Origin of the sequence: Crenothrix sp. (genome assembly GCF_043729335.1) — a bacterium.
Classification (GTDB): Bacteria; Pseudomonadota; Gammaproteobacteria; order Methylococcales; family Methylomonadaceae; genus Crenothrix.
In genome coordinates this window covers 194,402-212,799 of record NZ_JAYTLQ010000002.1, presented here as the reverse complement: position 1 = coordinate 212,799, position 18,398 = coordinate 194,402, and the positions used below count along the sequence as shown (strand labels likewise).

The 18,398-nt window shown below is 41.2% G+C and carries 16 protein-coding genes; 15 read left to right on the top strand and 1 reads right to left on the bottom strand.

The genetic code is table 11. From position 1 onward, the window contains the following. The first annotated feature begins 5 nt into the window (after positions 1-5). The 6 genes from ACHZC4_RS01555 to ACHZC4_RS01530 all read left to right on the top strand — a co-directional run bounded on the left by ACHZC4_RS01555 (position 6) and on the right by ACHZC4_RS01530 (position 6,303). The gene (locus ACHZC4_RS01555) at positions 6-764 is read left to right on the top strand and encodes a class I SAM-dependent methyltransferase (RefSeq protein WP_394752000.1); all 759 of its coding nucleotides are present in this window, start codon (positions 6-8) and stop codon (positions 762-764) included. 132 nt (positions 765-896) lie between these two features. Beyond that, on the top strand, positions 897-1,817 hold the full coding sequence (locus ACHZC4_RS01550) for a glycosyltransferase family 2 protein (protein ID WP_394751999.1): 921 nt from the start codon (positions 897-899) through the stop codon (positions 1,815-1,817). 52 nt (positions 1,818-1,869) lie between these two features. After that, positions 1,870-2,805 (top strand): glycosyltransferase family 2 protein, encoded by a 936-nt coding sequence (locus ACHZC4_RS01545; protein WP_394751998.1) that lies wholly within the window; start codon positions 1,870-1,872, stop codon positions 2,803-2,805. Beyond that, the gene (locus ACHZC4_RS01540) at positions 2,805-3,977 is read left to right on the top strand and encodes a glycosyltransferase family 4 protein (RefSeq protein WP_394751997.1); all 1,173 of its coding nucleotides are present in this window, start codon (positions 2,805-2,807) and stop codon (positions 3,975-3,977) included. Before ACHZC4_RS01545 ends, ACHZC4_RS01540 begins: the two co-directional genes overlap by 1 nt. Positions 3,978-3,987: 10 nt before the next feature. Next, a complete protein-coding gene (locus ACHZC4_RS01535; protein ID WP_394751996.1) occupies positions 3,988-4,959 on the top strand; it encodes a glycosyltransferase family 2 protein in 972 nt (323 codons plus the stop codon). Positions 4,960-5,031: 72 nt separating this feature from the next. Further along, on the top strand, positions 5,032-6,303 hold the full coding sequence (locus tag ACHZC4_RS01530; RefSeq protein WP_394751995.1) for a putative O-glycosylation ligase, exosortase A system-associated: 1,272 nt from the start codon (positions 5,032-5,034) through the stop codon (positions 6,301-6,303). Positions 6,304-6,306: 3 nt separating this feature from the next. Here the strand turns inward: ACHZC4_RS01530 and ACHZC4_RS01525 are convergent, their stop codons facing one another. After that, complete coding sequence (locus ACHZC4_RS01525) at positions 6,307-7,410, bottom strand: TIGR03088 family PEP-CTERM/XrtA system glycosyltransferase (protein WP_394751994.1); 1,104 nt, start codon at positions 7,408-7,410, stop codon at positions 6,307-6,309. A gap of 238 nt (positions 7,411-7,648) precedes the next feature. On the opposite strand from ACHZC4_RS01525, the gene ACHZC4_RS01520 reads away from it, so the two are divergent. From ACHZC4_RS01520 to mraY, 9 genes are all read left to right on the top strand, one after another. After that, complete coding sequence (locus ACHZC4_RS01520; RefSeq protein WP_394751993.1) at positions 7,649-9,445, top strand: copper resistance system multicopper oxidase; 1,797 nt, start codon at positions 7,649-7,651, stop codon at positions 9,443-9,445. Between the two features lie 29 nt (positions 9,446-9,474). Then, complete coding sequence (locus ACHZC4_RS01515; protein ID WP_394751992.1) at positions 9,475-10,383, top strand: copper resistance protein B; 909 nt, start codon at positions 9,475-9,477, stop codon at positions 10,381-10,383. A gap of 530 nt (positions 10,384-10,913) precedes the next feature. Next, complete coding sequence (mraZ, locus tag ACHZC4_RS01510; protein ID WP_394751991.1) at positions 10,914-11,417, top strand: division/cell wall cluster transcriptional repressor MraZ; 504 nt, start codon at positions 10,914-10,916, stop codon at positions 11,415-11,417. Positions 11,418-11,430: 13 nt separating this feature from the next. Next, positions 11,431-12,363, top strand: coding sequence for a 16S rRNA (cytosine(1402)-N(4))-methyltransferase RsmH (gene rsmH / locus ACHZC4_RS01505; RefSeq protein ID WP_394751990.1), 933 nt, complete (start codon positions 11,431-11,433; stop codon positions 12,361-12,363). Next, positions 12,363-12,635, top strand: coding sequence for a cell division protein FtsL (gene ftsL / locus ACHZC4_RS01500; RefSeq protein WP_394751989.1), 273 nt, complete (start codon positions 12,363-12,365; stop codon positions 12,633-12,635). Before rsmH ends, ftsL begins: the two co-directional genes overlap by 1 nt. Further along, on the top strand, positions 12,636-14,480 hold the full coding sequence (locus tag ACHZC4_RS01495) for a peptidoglycan D,D-transpeptidase FtsI family protein (protein ID WP_394751988.1): 1,845 nt from the start codon (positions 12,636-12,638) through the stop codon (positions 14,478-14,480). It abuts the gene before it with no gap. Then, on the top strand, positions 14,477-15,949 hold the full coding sequence (locus ACHZC4_RS01490) for a UDP-N-acetylmuramoyl-L-alanyl-D-glutamate--2,6-diaminopimelate ligase (RefSeq protein ID WP_394751987.1): 1,473 nt from the start codon (positions 14,477-14,479) through the stop codon (positions 15,947-15,949). Before ACHZC4_RS01495 ends, ACHZC4_RS01490 begins: the two co-directional genes overlap by 4 nt. A 2-nt stretch (positions 15,950-15,951) precedes the next feature. Beyond that, the gene (gene murF, locus ACHZC4_RS01485; protein ID WP_394752130.1) at positions 15,952-17,307 is read left to right on the top strand and encodes a UDP-N-acetylmuramoyl-tripeptide--D-alanyl-D-alanine ligase; all 1,356 of its coding nucleotides are present in this window, start codon (positions 15,952-15,954) and stop codon (positions 17,305-17,307) included. After that, a complete protein-coding gene (gene mraY / locus ACHZC4_RS01480; protein ID WP_394751986.1) occupies positions 17,307-18,389 on the top strand; it encodes a phospho-N-acetylmuramoyl-pentapeptide-transferase in 1,083 nt (360 codons plus the stop codon). The genes murF and mraY overlap by 1 nt, the downstream gene beginning before the upstream one ends. Positions 18,390-18,398: the final 9 nt, after the last annotated feature.

The following is an 18,398-nucleotide window of genomic DNA, read 5'->3' as shown; positions in this document are numbered from 1 at the left end:
AATATATGGAAACAATAAATATAGTATTAGTGCTAGTCTTTATAATCTTGGTTTTGTGCATTTATATATTGCATAAAGTCAAACGAGTGCATTTAATGCAATACGGTTTGCAGCAACAAGTTGAACGTTTTCCTGATAATGTAAGACAGGTACATGCTTTTATTGATTTGAATCGATTATTGCAATTACCTTGGTCATTGCCGCCATTGGGCGGTTGGGCTGCTTCAGCAGATTTTTTGTTATTGCTTGCGGAATATGTGCTGCAGCATCAACCAGAAGTAATTGTTGAATGCAGCTCTGGAACTTCTACTCTGGTTTTGGCTCAATGCGCCAAACTGAATGGCAAAGGACGGATTCTAAGTTTGGAACATGACGTAATTTATGCCGAGAAAACCCGGCAGGAATTGATAAAACAAGGATTGCAAGACTGGGCAACCGTGATAGATGCACCATTGCAAGATTACCGTTTTAATGAGCAAAATTATTGTTGGTACACACTGGGTGAGCAAATTCAAAATCAAGTGATTGATATGCTAATCATTGATGGCCCACCAGCAAGCCTCAATAGCTGCGCTCGTTATCCCGCTGGACCGTTGTTACTGCCTTTGCTAAATAAAAAAGCAGTTGTATTCCTAGATGATTCTGATCGCCCTGATGAACAACAGATTATAAAAAATTGGTTAAATGAATTTCCTGGGTTACAGAAGAAGGTACATTATTGTGAGAAAGGGGCAGTTAGTTTAATTAATGGGTTAAAAATCTAAACAGAAACAACTTTATCCGTATTTTAAAAAAATTATTTTCAGGATTTTAAAGATAATTAATAATTATAATTTTCTCAGTTTAATCCCTCAAAAGAAAATTTTTATAACTACATTTCTTATCGGCTATTAAAGATGCTTACCGTTATATTTTCTACTTACAATGGCGTAGATACGCTGCCTATAATGCTTGATTCGCTCACAAAGGTTACTTTTCCTTCAGAGGGCTGGAAACTAATAGCTATTGATAATGCCAGCACAGATAATACTAGAGTGATATTAGATTCATACTTGGAACGATTGCCGTTAACAATACTAACTGAATTAAAACCTGGAAAAAATAATGCATTAAATACAGGTTTAAAATATATTGAAGGTGATTTGGTCGTTTTTACTGATGATGATGTGATTGTAGATGTCAGTTGGCTTGTTAATTTATTAGATCAGGCAAAACTTAATACAGAATTTAATATATTTGCGGGGCAGATTTTACCTTATTGGACAGTAATGCCCGAACAATGGGTATTGGAATGGGTTAATCATCAAGTTGTCTATGCTTTGACACCGATAGATCTGAAAGAAGGCGAGATACCTTCCGGTATGGTTTGGGGGGCTAATATGGCAGTGAGAGCAGAAGTTTTTAATAAAGGCTTTTTATTTGATACTAATGTAGGGCCTGATGGAACAAATAGCTATAAAATGGGAAGTGAAACTTCCTTTACTGCAACATTAGAAAAACAAGGTTACCGTAGTTATTATGCACCTAATGCTAAGGTTCAACATATAATTACACAAAATCAATTACAGTATGAGTGGATTTTGGGGCGAGCCGTGCGTTCTGGAAAAAGCCAGCTTAATACTAAAAATAGCATAGATTTTAATACATCACTCTGGTGGAATATACCAAGGTATATGTACAGAGAATACTTGCTTAACCTAATTAATTTATGGATTGCCCATGTTCGGATAGATAAGAAAGAAGTTTTTTTAAGGCGTTGGACGTTAAATATAACCCGTGGATTAATGCAAGAGGCAAAAATATTTTATAAACAATAAAATATTAATTTAAACCAGTATATGTATTAAAATATATAAAATCCTAGTATCTATGTCTCCAAAAGTTACAATTGTTGTACCTGTTTTCAATTTGAACCCTTTGTTAAGGGAGACTATTGACTGTATTCTGAGTCAGTCATTCACTGATTTTGAAGTTTTAATAATTGACGATGGTTCTGATGACGGTTCGCTTCAGTTAGTCCAGGAATATCTTGCCAAAGATACTAGAATCAATTTACTTAACAATAAACGAAAAAAAGGCGTTTCAGGCAACCGCAATACGGGTATTGATAATGCCAGAGGTGAATGGATTGCATTTTTGGATGGAGATGATCTCTGGCATCCGGATGCATTATTTTTACGTTTGCAAGCATTAAATAAATATCCGAATACTCGTTTTATTTCTTGTGATTATGCTTGCTTTGTTGAAAATATACATAATTGTGAGCCTTCTAGGGCTACTTTAAACCCGATATGGAATGAGTATTTTGGTGAAGCATTAGGTAATAAACAGTTGGTTTATTTGGATAAACCCTTGAATATATTTTTGCAAACCGTCTTGGTTCATACCAATACAGTCATGGTAAAAACGGATTTAATCAGGGCATTAAAGGGATTTGATGAGTCATTACCCACTGCTGAAGATGTTCTACTTTGGATTAGGGTTTCTAATCGTAGTTCATTAGTATTTGTTCCTCAAACTTTAGCTTTTTATCGTCAGAGACCAGGTAGCCTGACCCATTCCAATAAATCCTTATTTCAGCACGCTCCAAGGGCATACAGGAAATTACTGGATGATCCGGAGTTTTTTGATTATCGTTTCGAGCTTATTAGAAATATTCAGGTTTTTATTCACCAAAATAGTTTTTTTTACCGTAAACAAAAGCAATATTGGCGAGCTATATTATCCAGTATTGAAGGGGTAGTCTGGCAATCTAAATCTTGGGTTGCGTGGAAAAACTTATTTGCTAGCTTGTTGTTGCAATAATGATTGAAAAAGAACAGGTTAAAATCGCTTTTTGTGAGAATGGCAAAGGTTTTGGAGGCGCCGCAATCAGTTTACAAACTTATCTTAGCGCTCGTTCATCTTGGGTAAAACCTTTGATAATCACGGGTCAAGCCGAGGGGGAATATGTGTGTTATAAAGATTTCGGCACTTGGGAAACCATAGTTCAGCCGCGTAATTTTAATGCACTTGCCAAAGATCTATTAGGTAAACCAATAGGTTCAATGGCTGATAATTTATTTAATATAGTACCAACAGCGCTTAAATTTGCCCGATTATTTGTAAAGCACCGTATTGATTTGGTTTATCTAAACAATGATGTATACAGTAATCTAGCGGCCGCATTAGGAGCTTACTTAGTTCGTAAACCTGTTATGTTGCATTTGCGTGGCTTTTGTGAGATTTCACCTTCAAGTTGCTGGGTTGTAAGACATCTAAGGCATCTCGCTTACGTTTCCGAAGCTATTAAGCACAATGCTTTAGAGTTTGGCATACCCGAGCAACAGATGACTTGGATTCCTGAGGGCATTAATACTGATTATTTTGCAAAGGGCAATGCTAATAACATCAGGCATTCTTTATCTATTAACACGGAAAATTTAGTCGTGACTTTAGTAGGGGGCTTAGTGGGATGGAAAGGCCAAGATATATTAATTACTGCGGCCCCAGCTATTTTAGACCGATACCCCAATACTATTTTTTTGTTAGTCGGTAGCGCATACGGCCATTTTAATACTATTGAAAATCAATTGCTGGAGTTAATAAAAGAATTAAATCTTAAAAATAAGGTTTTAATGTTGGGGAAAAGAAATGATATTGCCGATATTTTGGCCATTAGTGATGTGGTCGTGCATGCGTCAACTTTACCAGAACCTTTGGGGCGAACAGTTGTGGAGGGTATGGCCGCAGGAAAGGCGGTGATTGCTGCGAATGAAGGTGGCCCTCTTGATGTTATTACTCATGGCATGGATGGATTATTAATAACTCCGCGTGATCCTCAGGGATTAGCCCATACAATTTGTGAGTTATTGGATAATTTTGAATTAAGGCAGCAGTTGGGTGCGGAAGCTATAAAGTCAGCGCAGAAATATTCGGTGGATAATCATGTGCGCTGTGTTGAAGCGGCGATAATAAAGGCATTGGAAGCAAAATAAAGGAAATAGTATGGAAGATGATTTGATTTCTGTCATTATTTGTACAAAAAACCGACCAGAATTGTTATTAGAAGCTGTTGACAGTGTATTAGCGCAAACTTGGCGGAATTGGGAATTGATTATTGTTGATGACGGTTCAAGCGAATCTGTGGAACCACTGGTGTCTCGTCATCTTAAGAGCCAACAAGCAAAGTTTTCTTTTGTGAGACATGAGCATTCTCAGGGGATTGCTGTAGCACGTAATGTAGGGGTCGGAAATGCTTCGGGACGATATTTATATTTTTTGGATGATGATGATTTGTTAATTAACCACTCCCTACAAATATTATTGCAAACTTTACAGGAATTTTCTTTGGGCTGTGTGTTTCATAATATCAGGCCATTTGGTAAAGATGCGGCTAGTAAGGCAGATGAATTGGTGAAAGCTAATTCTAAAGTATTAAGTGGTATTTCAATTAAACAGCCGAGAAAAGGGGTATATGTTTTTGAAAAAGACCTGTTTGAGGGACTTTTGTTATCTGTGCCGCTTTCATTTCAAAGATTTCTGGTGACGCGGGAATTATGGGGCATCAGTGGTGGCATGAGGCCTGCTGCCAAAATGCCAGAGCCCGAATGGGTAGTTAAAGTTGCCTTATTAGGTAAGTGTGGGCTTTTATTGGAATCATTGGGGCTATGGCGGGTAGATGGACAAAATATTTTTTCTTTAAAGGAAGACGAGCATAAAATACAAAGTAGAGTAATTGATAATATGCACTCACTAGTCGAATTTGCTGAAAACTCAGAACAAGTAAATGCTCAGGAAATGCGAATAATTAAGCAAGCATTATGCAAGGCATATTTTAGTCTTGCATGGCAATATCTAGAACAAAACCAGCGCATTTGTGCATTATCAGCGCTTTATCACTCTGCTTTAATCCAAATTGGGTTTGAACATTTTAAGCTTTTGGTAAAGCTTGGTTTGCCGAAATTAGAAAAATCATAGTAAATGTTTAGTTTAAAATTACCTAATTATAGGGCTATATGTTGTTGGATTAAAATAATTGCCGGAATATAAATGCGGGACATATTAGTTACTATTATTTTTATAGTAGGGTGCTTTAAGACATTAAAAAAACCATACTATGGCATATTGCTTTGGTCGTGGTTGAGTTATATGAATCCTCATAGGTTAACTTATGGCTTTGCCTATAGTGCACCCTTTGCATATATTACGGCTATCATTCTATTATTTTCAATGATAATAACCAAAGAAGCAAAAAAACCACCGATAAATGGCTTGGTTATTTTAGTGATTTTTTTTGTTATTTATATGGGGCTGACGACTTTAAATTCTTATTTTCCAGTTCAGGCAAACACCTATTATATTCGTGTATTAAAAATTGAATTTGTTGTGTTTTTAACCCTAATGCTAATAACTGATTTAGATAAGCTTAATAAGTTATTATGGGCAGTTGTGTTATCAATTGGGTATTTTAGTATAAAAGGTGGTATTTTTACTTTACTAACAGGTGGTGGACATATTGTTTTTGGCCCTCCTGGCAGTATGATAGAGGGTAATAACGAGTTAGCAGTTGCTACCTTGATGATTGTTCCTCTAATGTATTATCTATATCAAATTCAAACGCAAAAATGGATTAAATATTCTCTTTTAATTGCAATAGCCTGTAGTCTTTTTACCATATTAGGAACTCAATCTAGAGGGGCTTTTTTAGCTATTTTAGTGGTAGGTTTTTTTTATTGGAGCAAGAGCCAAAGCAAGATAAAGTCAGCGCTAGCTATTTCTATAACCGGCGCTATTATATTCTCATTTATGCCAGAATCATGGTATAAAAGAATGGATACGATTCAAACCTACCAAACTGATGGCTCGGCAATGGGTCGAATAAACGCTTGGCATTATGCCTTTAATGCCGCAAATGATAATTTTTTAGGGATGGGATATGAGTCATGGACTCATGAAACATTTGCAATGTATGCACCCAATCCAGCTGATGTTCATGTGGCGCACAGTATTTATTTTTCTGTGCTGGCTGATCATGGTTGGCTGGGCTTAGTATTATTTTTACTCATTTATTTGTTAACCTGGATCAAACTCGGTTCTGTTATTAAGGCAGCAAATAACAATATCAATTTTAAAAACTATTTACTTTTAGCGAAAATGTTACAAGTGAGCCTAATTGCTTATTTGGTAGGTGGGGCATTCTTAAGTTTGTCTTACTATGATTTACCTTGGCATATCATCAGCTTTGCCGTATTAATTGAAGAATTTTTGAAGCAAAAGAAATTAGCTCATAGTCCACAGTTATCCCCACAACTGTCTAGGTAACTTTTAGATGTGCTCTTGATAAAGCGTAAGATATTTTTTAACCATAGTGTTTAAGCTAAATGATTTCTCCACTTTATTTCTACCCGCTTGGCCATGTTGCTGGCGTAAATGGGGGTTATCCAGGTAATATCCAATGCTGTCTGCTAATAACTGTTCGTGTTGCGATGGAATCAATATCCCATTAACACCCGAGTCTATGAGTTCCGGATTACCTCCCACAGCAGTAGCAATTACTGGCAAGCCACTTGCCATGGCTTCTAACAAGGTTAAGGCAATACCTTCGGCTAATGAAGGCAAAACAAATAGGTCGAATTGCTTTAATATTTCAGCCACATCTCTCCTTGCACCTAATAAATGAACGCAATCCTGTAGTTGATGGTCTTGAATGTAGGTTTGTAATTGAGGTAATAATTCGCCATCCCCGACTATTAACAATTGGATTTTGGGTCTAAGTTGAGGGCTAGAAACCAATAAATTTTCAATGGCTTTAATAAGCAGCAATTGATTTTTAACGGCTGCTGCCCGGCCTACTGTACCTACCGTGAAAATTTCATGCTGACGGGCTACCGGCTGATAACAACGTAAGTCGATACCGTTGTAGATCAGATTGACTTTATGGCCCGGAATTTTAACTGTATTTATCAGCCAATTTGATAATTCCTCTGAGACAGTTATCCACTGGTGAATAAAGGGGTTAAGAAAACGACGTAACAGTTGGTATTTCTTATTGGTGCCATCAAGATCATAAATATCACGGCCATGTTCGGCATGAAGACGGCAAGGAGCGCCAGCGAGATAGGCTATGAATTGATATTCCAGGGTAGCTAAGTTATAGCTGTGCACAATGTCCGGTTGATGATGACGAAACAATCGCCATAATCGATAATGGATTTTAAGGTCATTTCCAGGGGATTTATGCAGCTCAATAATTTCAATATTTTTTGCTTTAAGACTAGCCACCATTTTTGGGTTGGCGACAGTTAACGAAATGATGACATGCTTAAATTGTTCATTCGGTAGCGTATTGATTAAATTCACCATCACTGTTTCTAAGCCGCCAATATCGAAGCAATATAAAAGGTGTAATACGGTACGTGGAGCTGTCATAGTTCTATAGTGATTGTGTGATAAGCAAACAGGATTAAATTAGCTGCAATTATAGTAGACCTTGATGACATGAATCGAGTATGCGTCATAGTTTTAATGTTCTTATTTGATCAGCTTACGGGTTTTAAGTTTTACAGAGTAGAATAAGTGCAGAGCTTAAAACAACGCTGTTAAAAATGTTTGCCATTCGATTATTGCCAATCATGGCATTTTTTGTTTTGATTAAATAACATAGGCCATGACTTCTCATCTAAAAAATCCGCCATCCTGGGTAAATTATTCACGTCGCAAATTTCTCAAAACTTCCATTAAAAGTGGTTTATTGCTAGCGTCTTTACCTTATATTAAAACTTTGCAAGCTAAAGCAAATGCGCAACGGGTTCCCGTTTTATCAGGTAAAGAATTTGATTTAACTATAGCCCAAACTCTGGTCAATATTACTGGCACCGAAATACTGGCCACGACCATTAACGGCACTGTACCAGGTCCTACATTGCACTGGAAAGAAGGTGACACGGTTACGTTACGGGTCAAAAACCTGCTTTCTGAAGAAACTTCGCTGCATTGGCACGGCATTCTTCTGCCTTACCAAATGGACGGTGCGCCGCAAATTAGCTTCAATGGTATCGCGCCCGGCGAAACATTTACTTATCGGTTCAAGGTTCAGCAAGCCGGTACGTACTGGTATCACTCGCATTCCGAGATGCAGGAACAAACCGGTTTGTACGGGGCTATTATTATTGATCCGGCTACACCTGAACCTGTTCAAGCTGATCGTGATTATGTGATGCTACTGTCGGATTGGACTGATGAAGATCCTATGGCGATATTTGGTAAGCTCAAAAAACACAGCGCTTACTATAATTTCAACCAGCCCACGGTTGTCGATTTTTTTCGGGATATAGCCGATGAGGGATTTCAGCCCGCTGTCGAAAAGCGGCACATGTGGAACATGATGCGCATGAGTCGAACTGATTTAGCGGATATTTCTGCGTCAACTTACACTTATCTTGTTAACGGACATGCCAATGCAGATAATTGGTTAGGCTTGTTTAAGCCAGGCGAAAAAATCAGGCTGCGCTTTATTAATGCGTCAGCGCAAACCTTTTTCGATGTACGCATTCCAGGCCTTAAAATGCTTGTTGTACAGACCGATGGGCAAAATGTTGAGCCGGTGGCTGTAGATGAATTTCGCATCGGCTTGGCGGAAAGTTATGATGTTATCATCACGCCGGAAGAGGCGGCCTATACGATTTTTGCACAATCTATGGACCGTACCGGTTATGTTAAAGGTACCTTGGCCACAAAAGCTGGCTTGTCAGCACCTGTTCCCGCGTTGGACAAGCTAGAGCCTCTGGCTATGACGGATATGATGGGCGCTATGGATCACGAAATGCCTGCTATGGATCATAGTGGTATGAGCCAGGAGCAAATGAGCCAGATGGATCATAGTATGCACGCCATGCACTCAATGGCAGATATGACGGGACATGTGGTTGCCGCTAAGAAAGTAGTCCGTGTCCATCATGCCAGTACGGAATTTGCTGCCAGTGTAGATATGCGGGTTGATACGCCGCGTACTAATCTGGATGATCCTGGCATTGGTTTAAGAAATAATGGCCGGCGAGTTTTGACTTATGCCGATTTACATACGATAGGCGGAACACTGGATGCCAGAGCGCCATCGCGGGAAATGGAGCTGCACCTTACCGGTAATATGGAGCGCTATACCTGGTCGTTCGACGGCGTGGAATATAACGAATCTAAGCCGATTCATTTTCGTTATGGCGAACGATTGCGGGTGATTTTGGTGAACGACACCATGATGACGCACCCAGTGCATTTGCATGGCATGTGGAGCGAATTGGAAACGCCGGACGGGCAATTTCAGGTGCGTAAACATACTATTGTTGTGCAGCCCGCTCAGCGCATTACTTTTTTGGTTACTGCTGATGCACTGGGACGTTGGCCGTGGCATTGTCATTTGTTTTACCACATGCACGCAGGTATGTTTCGGGAAGTGGTGGTGTCTTGAGTATATCGAACTTACCTCGCTGTATTTGTGTGAAACTGGTTTTGGTAGGATTAAGCATTGCGTTTGTAAATACGGGTGTTGGGGCGGCAGAATCTGAATCGAGCATGATGGAGATGATGCCTGGCCATGATCACAGCCACATGAATCATGGCACGATGTCGTATGAGCCTAAGCCAGAAACCAAGGCTATGAAACATACTGGCCATAGTCCAAAGCAAGATCTTACACAATCGACAACAAAACGTGACCCCCATGCTTATACAGATGGACTGGATTTTAGTAGCTTATCAAAACCCATGATGGGTGATGGGCACAGCTTGGCCGCGTTAATTGTTGATCGGTTAGAAGGCGTTAGCGCACGTGATGACTTTTCAATGACTTACGATTGGCAAGCTTGGTTTGGAGGTGACTATAACCGCCTCGTCGTCAGGGCTGAAGGTGAAATTGATCAGGGGACATTCAAGAGCGCCCGTAATGAGTTGCTTTGGGGACATGCGCTGACGGCCTATTGGGATACCCAGGTTGGCGTGCGTTATGACAGTGGCTTAGGCGCTGACCGCGCGTGGGGAGCATTTGGTATTCAAGGATTTGCGCCCTACTGGATATATATAGAAGCGACAGCTTATATTGGTGAACAAGGCCGCGCGGCATTTCGTCTTGAAACAGAATATGATTTGCTGATAACCCAAAGGCTTATTCTGCAACCTCGCGTTGAAGTGAATTTTTATAGTCAAAGTGATTCATCTCGATTGGTTAGCAGCGGTTTATCCAATATAGAAGCAGGCCTAAGATTACGTTATGAGTTTAAGCGCGAGTTCGCACCTTATATCGGCATAGAATGGGCAAATACATTTGGATCTGCCGCCGATACGATTAGGGCACAGGGGAAAAAGGCAGAAGAAACTCGCTTTATTGTCGGAGTGCATTTTTGGTTTTAGTTTTTCACGGATTCAGTTCATAAAGTCCTTCCGCAGTTTTTGCTGAACGAATTACGGGGATTTTAAAAGAAGGTATGCCAGAAGAAAGATGTTTGATGTTAGACACTGTTTTCAATCCATGGCTTTTTTTATAAAAAATATCAGTTTTATCAGTGTATTGCACTTAATGAAAGTAACCATGCACTGGGTTAAGCGTTTCGCTGCTAGATTAATCCACCTATTACTTAGGGATGCCTGTCGAAACCATTATACAAACGTCAAAAATAATGAAAAAAGCGTATTTCAGTAAATTTTACAGCCCCTATAAGCTTTTGAAAAATAAGCTATGGCCTCGGCTAAGCGAAAGATAGCCACTAAATTAGCTAACAAACTGATAAAAATACAATTTACATTTGATGACTTTATAGTTTTACAGATCTCTGTCGTTTAGTTCTAAGTTGTTGTCAAAAAAGCAAGTTTTTACTTGAATTCCCCATTGCTTGTGCTATTCTAAATTCAAGTGGATATTTTGTGGGGCTCTGTGGTGTTTTGTGGAGTTAATCAGTCAAGCTCTTTACGGGGGAATATTGTTTCGAGGCAACACCACCGTTAATCTCGACGAAAAAGGCCGCTTTGCGATACCTACGCGTTATCGCAGCCGGGTGGAAGAAACCTGCGCATGTCAAATGATCGTTACTGTTGCTGTAGATGAGCGTTGCGTCGGGATGGCAGGTTGCCTTTGGATTTATCCTTTGCCTGAATGGGAAGAGCTCGAAAAAAAAATCAAAGAGCTGCCTGCTTTCAATAAAATGGCAGCTAAATTGAAACGATTCCTTATTGGCAACGCTTATGAATGCGAAATGGATGCCCAAGGCCGTATTTTTTTGCCAGAAAAATTAAGAAATTTCGCTAATTTGAACAAAAAAGTAGTGTTGGTCGGGCAGCTAAATCGTTTCGAGGTCTGGAATGAAGAAATATGGGGTCAAAAAGAACTCCAATTTATGAATGGCGAAGATGTTGAAGGGCTGGATGATTTGGGTCATTTATTTTTTTAAGGGGATTTAACTAGTGCAACACAAACCCGTTCTGTTGGCTGAGGTTTTGGAACAGCTGGCAATCAAGGAAGAGGGTATTTATATGGATTGTACGTTTGGACGAGGCGGGCATAGTCAGGGTATTTTGTCGGTTTTAGGTGAGTCGGGTAGCTTGTTGGCTTTTGATCGTGATGTTGATGCAATAGATTCAGATGTCGCTAAGATAATGCGTCAGGATAACCGCTTTATGTTGAAACACAGCTGCTTTTCGGCATTGGCAAGCATCGCGGAAAATGAAGGTTTGGTCGGAAAAATAGATGGTATCTTGCTGGATTTGGGCGTGTCATCTCCGCAATTGGATAATCCTGAAAGAGGTTTTAGTTTTTTGCGCGATGGTCCATTGGATATGCGTATGGATGAAACTGCCGGGGTTTCGGCTCAGGAGTGGTTGGCAAATGTAGATGAGAAGGAACTGGTTCGCGTTTTATTCGAATACGGTGAGGAGCGATTTGCAAGGCGTATTGCCAAAGCGATTGTTGAGAGTAGGGCACTGTCGCCCATTACTGATACTAAGCAATTGGCTACTTTGGTTGCAGACACTGTGCCGTTTAAGGAAAAACATAAGCATCCAGCGACGCGCACTTTCCAAGCCATACGAATTGAAATAAACAGGGAGCTTGATGAATTAAAAGATGTTTTGCGTCAGTCAATACAGGTATTAAAGCCTGGTGGGCGTATGGTTATTATCTCTTTTCATTCGCTGGAAGACAGGATTGTTAAGCGTTTTATCAGGGATGAGGAAGGCGCTAAATTTGATCCAGGCAGATTGCCGATCAGGGAAGTTGATATTGCCCAGGGGGTATTGAAAAAAATAGGTAAAGCAATAAAGGCAGGGAAGACCGAACTTGCTGAAAATCCAAGAGCACGTAGCGCCGTATTGCGTACAGCTGAGCGAGTTAGCGGCTAATGAATCGAGTTTTTACAATCAGTTCGGCAGCTGTGTTATTGGTGCTATTGATATCGGCTTCAGCGGTTATTTACAGTAAGTATTGTTCGCGGCTATTATTTATTGATATTGAAAAACAGGAAAGAGCGTTAGATCAGTATGAAGTGGAGTGGGGTCAAATGCAATTGGAATTGACAACTTTGGCAGATCAAAATCGAGTGGAACAGACTGCGCTTAAGGAATTGCGGCTTGTTATGCCCTTGCGCGAAAAAATAATTTACGTAAAACCGTAAATGATCGATTTTAGACGCAGCCGTAGCCATAAAGCACGTAAGCCTGTGAGTGATTTTTCCGGTAGAAGAAAGTTTGTGGTGTCACTCCTCATGGCTTGCATGCTTGTTTTAGTTGCCCGCGCTGTTGATTTACAAGTGATCAGCAAAAAGTACCTAAAAGAACAAGGTGATATGCGCCATGTCGACGAAGTCACTGTTTCAGCGTACAGAGGCATGATTACCGATAGAAATGGTGCGCCATTGGCGATCAGTTCACCTGTGCAGACTGTTTCCGTGAGTCCAAAACAGCTGAATGTTGACGATGAAAATCAGATTTTAGCCTTGGAAAAAAAGCGTAAAAAAGCGCAGGGACAGCCCTTAACAGTCGATCAAAAAAACGAAGTGCGCAGCGATTATAAGAAAGATAAAGTCTTAAAAATTAGAAAAATGTTAAAGATTTTAGCGTTACCTTCGCAAAAGAGCACAGAGTTGTTGAATACAAAGTCAAAGTTTTCTTATTTGGCGCAAAGAATTAATCCTGTCATTGCCGATCAAGTTAGGGCATTGGAATTGCCCGGCGTTAATGTGTTGCATGGTTTTAAAAGATTTTATCCGACAGGGGAAGTATCTGGGCATTTGATTGGCTTTACTGACGTTGACGATGTAGGGCAGGAAGGTCTTGAGCGCAGTTATGAAAATCTATTAAAGGGTATTCCGGGCAGCAAACGGGTTATCAGAGATGGACAACGTCAGATTATTGGCGATGTTGAAAATATTAAGGAGCCCATCGCTGGCAAAACACTGGAACTCAGTATAGATCAGCGCATACAGTATCTGGCTTATCGAGAGTTACAATGGGCGGTCAATCACCACAAAGCCAAATCTGGCTCATTAGTGGTATTAGATGCAAAAAGTGGTGAGGTTCTGGCCGCTGTCAATCAGCCTTCTTTTAATCCTAATACCAAAACAAACTTAAAGGAATCGCTGTACCGGAATCGGGCATTAACCAATATATTTGAGCCTGGCTCTACGGTTAAGCCATTTGTGGTGGCGGCGGCAATGGACGGTGGTTACCTGCGGTCTAATGAGCTTTTTGAAACCCACGGTATTTATCCGGTGGGGAAGCATACCGTCAAAGATGTGCATAACTACGGAACGTTGGATGCGACTGGCGTATTAAAAAAATCCAGTAATATTGGCGTTGCCAAAATGGCATTAAAAATGCCGCCAGATTATTTTTGGGGCATCTACCACAAACTTGGCTTTGGTGTTTCGGCAGGTTCAGGGTTTCCGAATGAAGCCAGTGGCAACTTGCTGGATTATCAGCGCTGGCGTGAGTTTGACATAGCTACCTTGTCATTTGGCTATGGCTTGAATGTTTCTGCCTTACAGTTGGCACGATCTTATACCGCTTTAGCGGATGATGGTGTATTACATTCGGTCAGCTTATTAAAACGTGATGAAGATATTGATGCCCAGAGAGTCTTTTCTGCTAAAACGGCCAAAAAAGTAAGGGCTATGCTGGAAACCGTGATCACCAAAGAGGGAACGGCGTATGAAGCCCGTGTGGACGGTTATAGAGTTGCGGGTAAAACCGGAACGGTAAAAAAAGCGGGTTCACACGGTTATTCTGAAAAAAATTATTTTGCCGTGTTTGCGGGCATGGCACCGGCGAGCAACCCGCGCTTGATTATTGTCGTGATGATTGATGAGCCCTCAGCGGGCGACTATTATGGGGGTCTGGTATCTGCGCCGGTATTTTCAAAGGTGATGGCTGGTGCACTACGTATTATGGAGGTTGCTCCGGATGAAGAGCATACCATGCCGATTTTGTTGACCAAAAAGGGAGTGATTCGTCCTTTATGAAGCTAAACGCTTTACTGAGCGCCTGGGTTGGGGGCGAGAGCGATATAGACGTTACCGGTCTTGCGCTGGATAGCCGTAAAGTGATTTTTGGCCATGTATTTATTGCCTTGGCGGGTTTTAATCAGCATGGTTTGCTTTATGCGCAGCAAGCAATTGATCAAGGAGCATGCGCAATTGTTTATGATCCTGCTGAAAATGGCCTGACTTTAGCGGCAAAGATCAAAGGCTTACCCCTGATTGCTATTGTCGATTTGGGGCTAAAACTGGGTGAAATAGCCAGTCGTTTTTACGGCTTCCCTTCACAAAAAATTGATGTTATTGGTATTACAGGGACTAACGGTAAAACATCGTGCAGCCATTTTTTAAGCCAGTTGCTTGATGACTGCGCGATTATCGGCACCTTGGGCTGGGGTGAAAGAGGTGCGTTGCGCGAAACTATTAATACTACGCCGGATGCCTTGTCTGTACAGCAGATGTTATTCGAATTACTAGGTAATGATAAAAAGACCGTAGCCATGGAAGTGTCTTCTCACGCTTTGGCGCAAGGCAGGGTTAACGGCATTTGCTTTAAAGGCGTGGTTTTTACCAATATCAGCCGTGATCATCTGGATTACCACGGCACAATGGATGCGTATTTACAGGCAAAATTGATTTTATTGGATAAGCCAGGTATTGGCTTTGCGGTTGTTAATCTGGATGATCCTTACGTTAATAAGGTGATAGCGCGGATTCCAGGATCCGTTATGACCTGGGGAATTAGCGCTACTGGAAGAATACTGCCCGGCATGGAATGTGTTTGGGTTAAAGATATGTATCATGATGCCGAAGGCATCGGTTTTACTGTCAATTGGCGAACTAACGCACAGGCTATCCATGTGCCGCTGTATGGCGATTTTAATGTCGAAAATATTCTGGCAACACTGGCAGTGTCGTTGGCTATGGGCAGTGATTTAATAGGGCTTGCTCATAAGCTGCACTTTATTAAGCCGGTTGCAGGGCGCATGGAGCCTTTAGGTGGCGGTTTATTACCGTTAGTGTTTGTTGATTACGCGCATACCCCTGATGCTTTAGAGAAAGTGTTGGCCAGTGTTCGAAAGCATTGTCAGGGTGATTTGTGGGTGGTGTTTGGCTGTGGTGGTAATCGAGATACCGGTAAACGTTCACAAATGGGCAATATAGCTGAACAGTGGGCCGATTACGTTATTGTAACGGATGACAACCCTCGTTTTGAAGCGAGTAGCGCGATTGTTGAAGACATTATACAGGCGTGTCAGTCTAACAAAATTCAAGCAATACAAAACAGAAAAGACGCTATACATCAGGCTGTAATAAACGCAACAGCAATTGATTGTATTGTGGTGGCTGGTAAAGGGCATGAGACTTATCAAGAAATTGAAGGGGTCAGAATGCCATTTAGCGATAGGCAGGTGGTAATGGATGCATTAAATATGAGGCTTGTAAATTTGTGAGAATGATGTTGAGTGACATTGCCAAAAGCGTTCAAGGTGAGCTTTTTGGGGACGATATTATTATTGAGGCGGTAAGTTTAGACACCCGAACATTAAAATCAGGTGAGCTTTATATCGCGATTGAAGGTAAAAATTTTGATGGTAATCAATTTATAGCTGCGGCTATGCAGAAAGGTGCTGCTGCTGCGATTTTGCGTAAAGGCATTACTGCTGCTATCCCTTATATTGCAGTAGATGATACGCATTTGGCTCTGGCTGAACTTGCGGGCGCATGGCGCCGTAGGGTTGCGACCTCTGTTGTGGGTGTTACCGGCAGTAATGGCAAAACTACGGTCAAAGAAATGACTGCTGCGATATTAGCTGTAAAAGGCAGCGTTTTGTTTACTCAAGGCAATCTTAATAATGATATTGGCGTGCCGTTGACATTATTGCGCTTGCAAGAGCAACACCGGTTTGCGGTGATTGAGATGGGCGCAAATCATCCGTGTGAGATTGAATACACCAGCACTTACGCACAAGCCGATGTGGTCATATTGAATAATGCGGGCGCAGCTCATATCGAGGGATTTGGCAGCCTTAACGGGGTAGCTAAAGCAAAAGGCGAAATCATTGAAACCCTTAAGCAAAAAGGCATTGCTATACTGAATAAGGATGACAGCTATTTTGATTATTGGCAGGGGATTGCCGGTAACAGAAAAGTTATTTCCTTCGGCTTAAATGACACGGCCGACCTATTTGCCCGTGCGATTAAAACTGAATGCACGGCAGGTTTTGTTACTTCTTTTGAGTTAGTGACAGCAACGAGTTCGTTAACGGTACAGCTTAAACTTGCAGGCAGGCACAATGTGCTTAATGCCTTGGCCGCCGCTGCCGCAGGTTTGGCACTAGGTTTGGATTTAAAAATGATTAAACAAGGCTTGGAAAGTGTCAATCCGGTTAAAGGTCGTTTGCAACCTGTTGTCAGTCGGCTGGGTAATCTTGTTATTGATGATACTTATAATGCTAATTCGTCGTCTTTGGCAGTGGGGCTTGATGTGCTGGCAAATTGCCCCGGTAAACCGTGGCTAGTTTTAGGCGCTTTTGGTGAGTTAGGCCCGCAAAGTGCTAAAATGCACGAAGATATGGGGCATTTGATAAAAGATAAAGGCGTTGTACGTTTGTTGGCGGTTGGCGCAGATGCTAAAAATACGGTACACGGCTTTGGTGAAGGTGGGCAGTTTTTTGAAACACAGGCTGATCTACTGACGGTACTCCAGCGAGATCTCGGTGGTGATGAAACAATTTTAGTTAAGGGCTCTCGGGCACAGCGTATGGAAAATATAGTCGCCGCTTTGGTTGAAATCGCAGGTATCGCATAATGTTACTTTATTTTGCAGATTACCTGATGACCTTCGACAGTGGTTTTAGAGTTTTTCATTATTTAACCTTTCGGGCTATTTTAGGTGTTTTAACGTCATTGGCGATTGCTTTTATGGTCGGCCCGACCATGATCAGGAAGTTGACGCGCAAAAAAATCGGCCAAAGCATCCGTGAATTAGGGCCTAAATCTCATTACGAAAAAGCCGGCACACCCACAATGGGCGGTGCTTTAATCCTCATTGCCGTTACTGTCAGCACTTTATTATGGGCAGATTTAAGCAACCGATATATTTGGGTTATTTTGCTGGTGACTATCGGCTATGGTGTTATCGGTTTTGTAGATGATTATAGGAAAGTCATTAAAAATAATAGCGATGGCTTATCGGCCAAAGAAAAATATGCCTGGCAATCGCTCATTGGTTTTACGGCGGCGCTTTTCTTATATAACACCGCGACAGTACCTGCAGAAACCCAGTTTTTGGTGCCGTTTTTCAAAAATTTTACCATCGATATGGGCTGGATGTATGTCGTTATGGTGTATTTCGTCATTGTGGGCACCAGCAATGCAGTTAATTTAACCGATGGTTTGGACGGTCTGGCCATTATGCCAACCGTTATGGTCGCTGGTGGTTTAGGTATTTTTGCTTATTTGTCCGGGCACGTTACTTTTGCTGATTATTTAGCCATCCCATTCTTACCGAATTCAGGGGAGTTGATTGTATTTTGCGGCGCATTAATTGGGGCTGGCTTAGGGTTTCTATGGTTTAACGCCTATCCCGCTATGGTCTTCATGGGTGATGTGGGCGCATTAGCTTTAGGCGCTGCGTTAGGTGTGTTAGCCGTGTTAGTAAGGCAAGAGATTGTTTTAGTGATTATGGGTGGTGTTTTTGTGATGGAAACACTATCGGTCATGATACAAGTGGCCTCATTCAAATTAACCGGTAAGCGGGTATTTCGTATGGCACCCATACATCATCATTTTGAATTAAAAGGCTGGCCAGAACCCAGAGTGATTGTCCGCTTTTGGATTATTACTGTAATCCTCGTGCTGATCGGCTTGGCCACGTTAAAGCTAAGATAAGTCATGCAC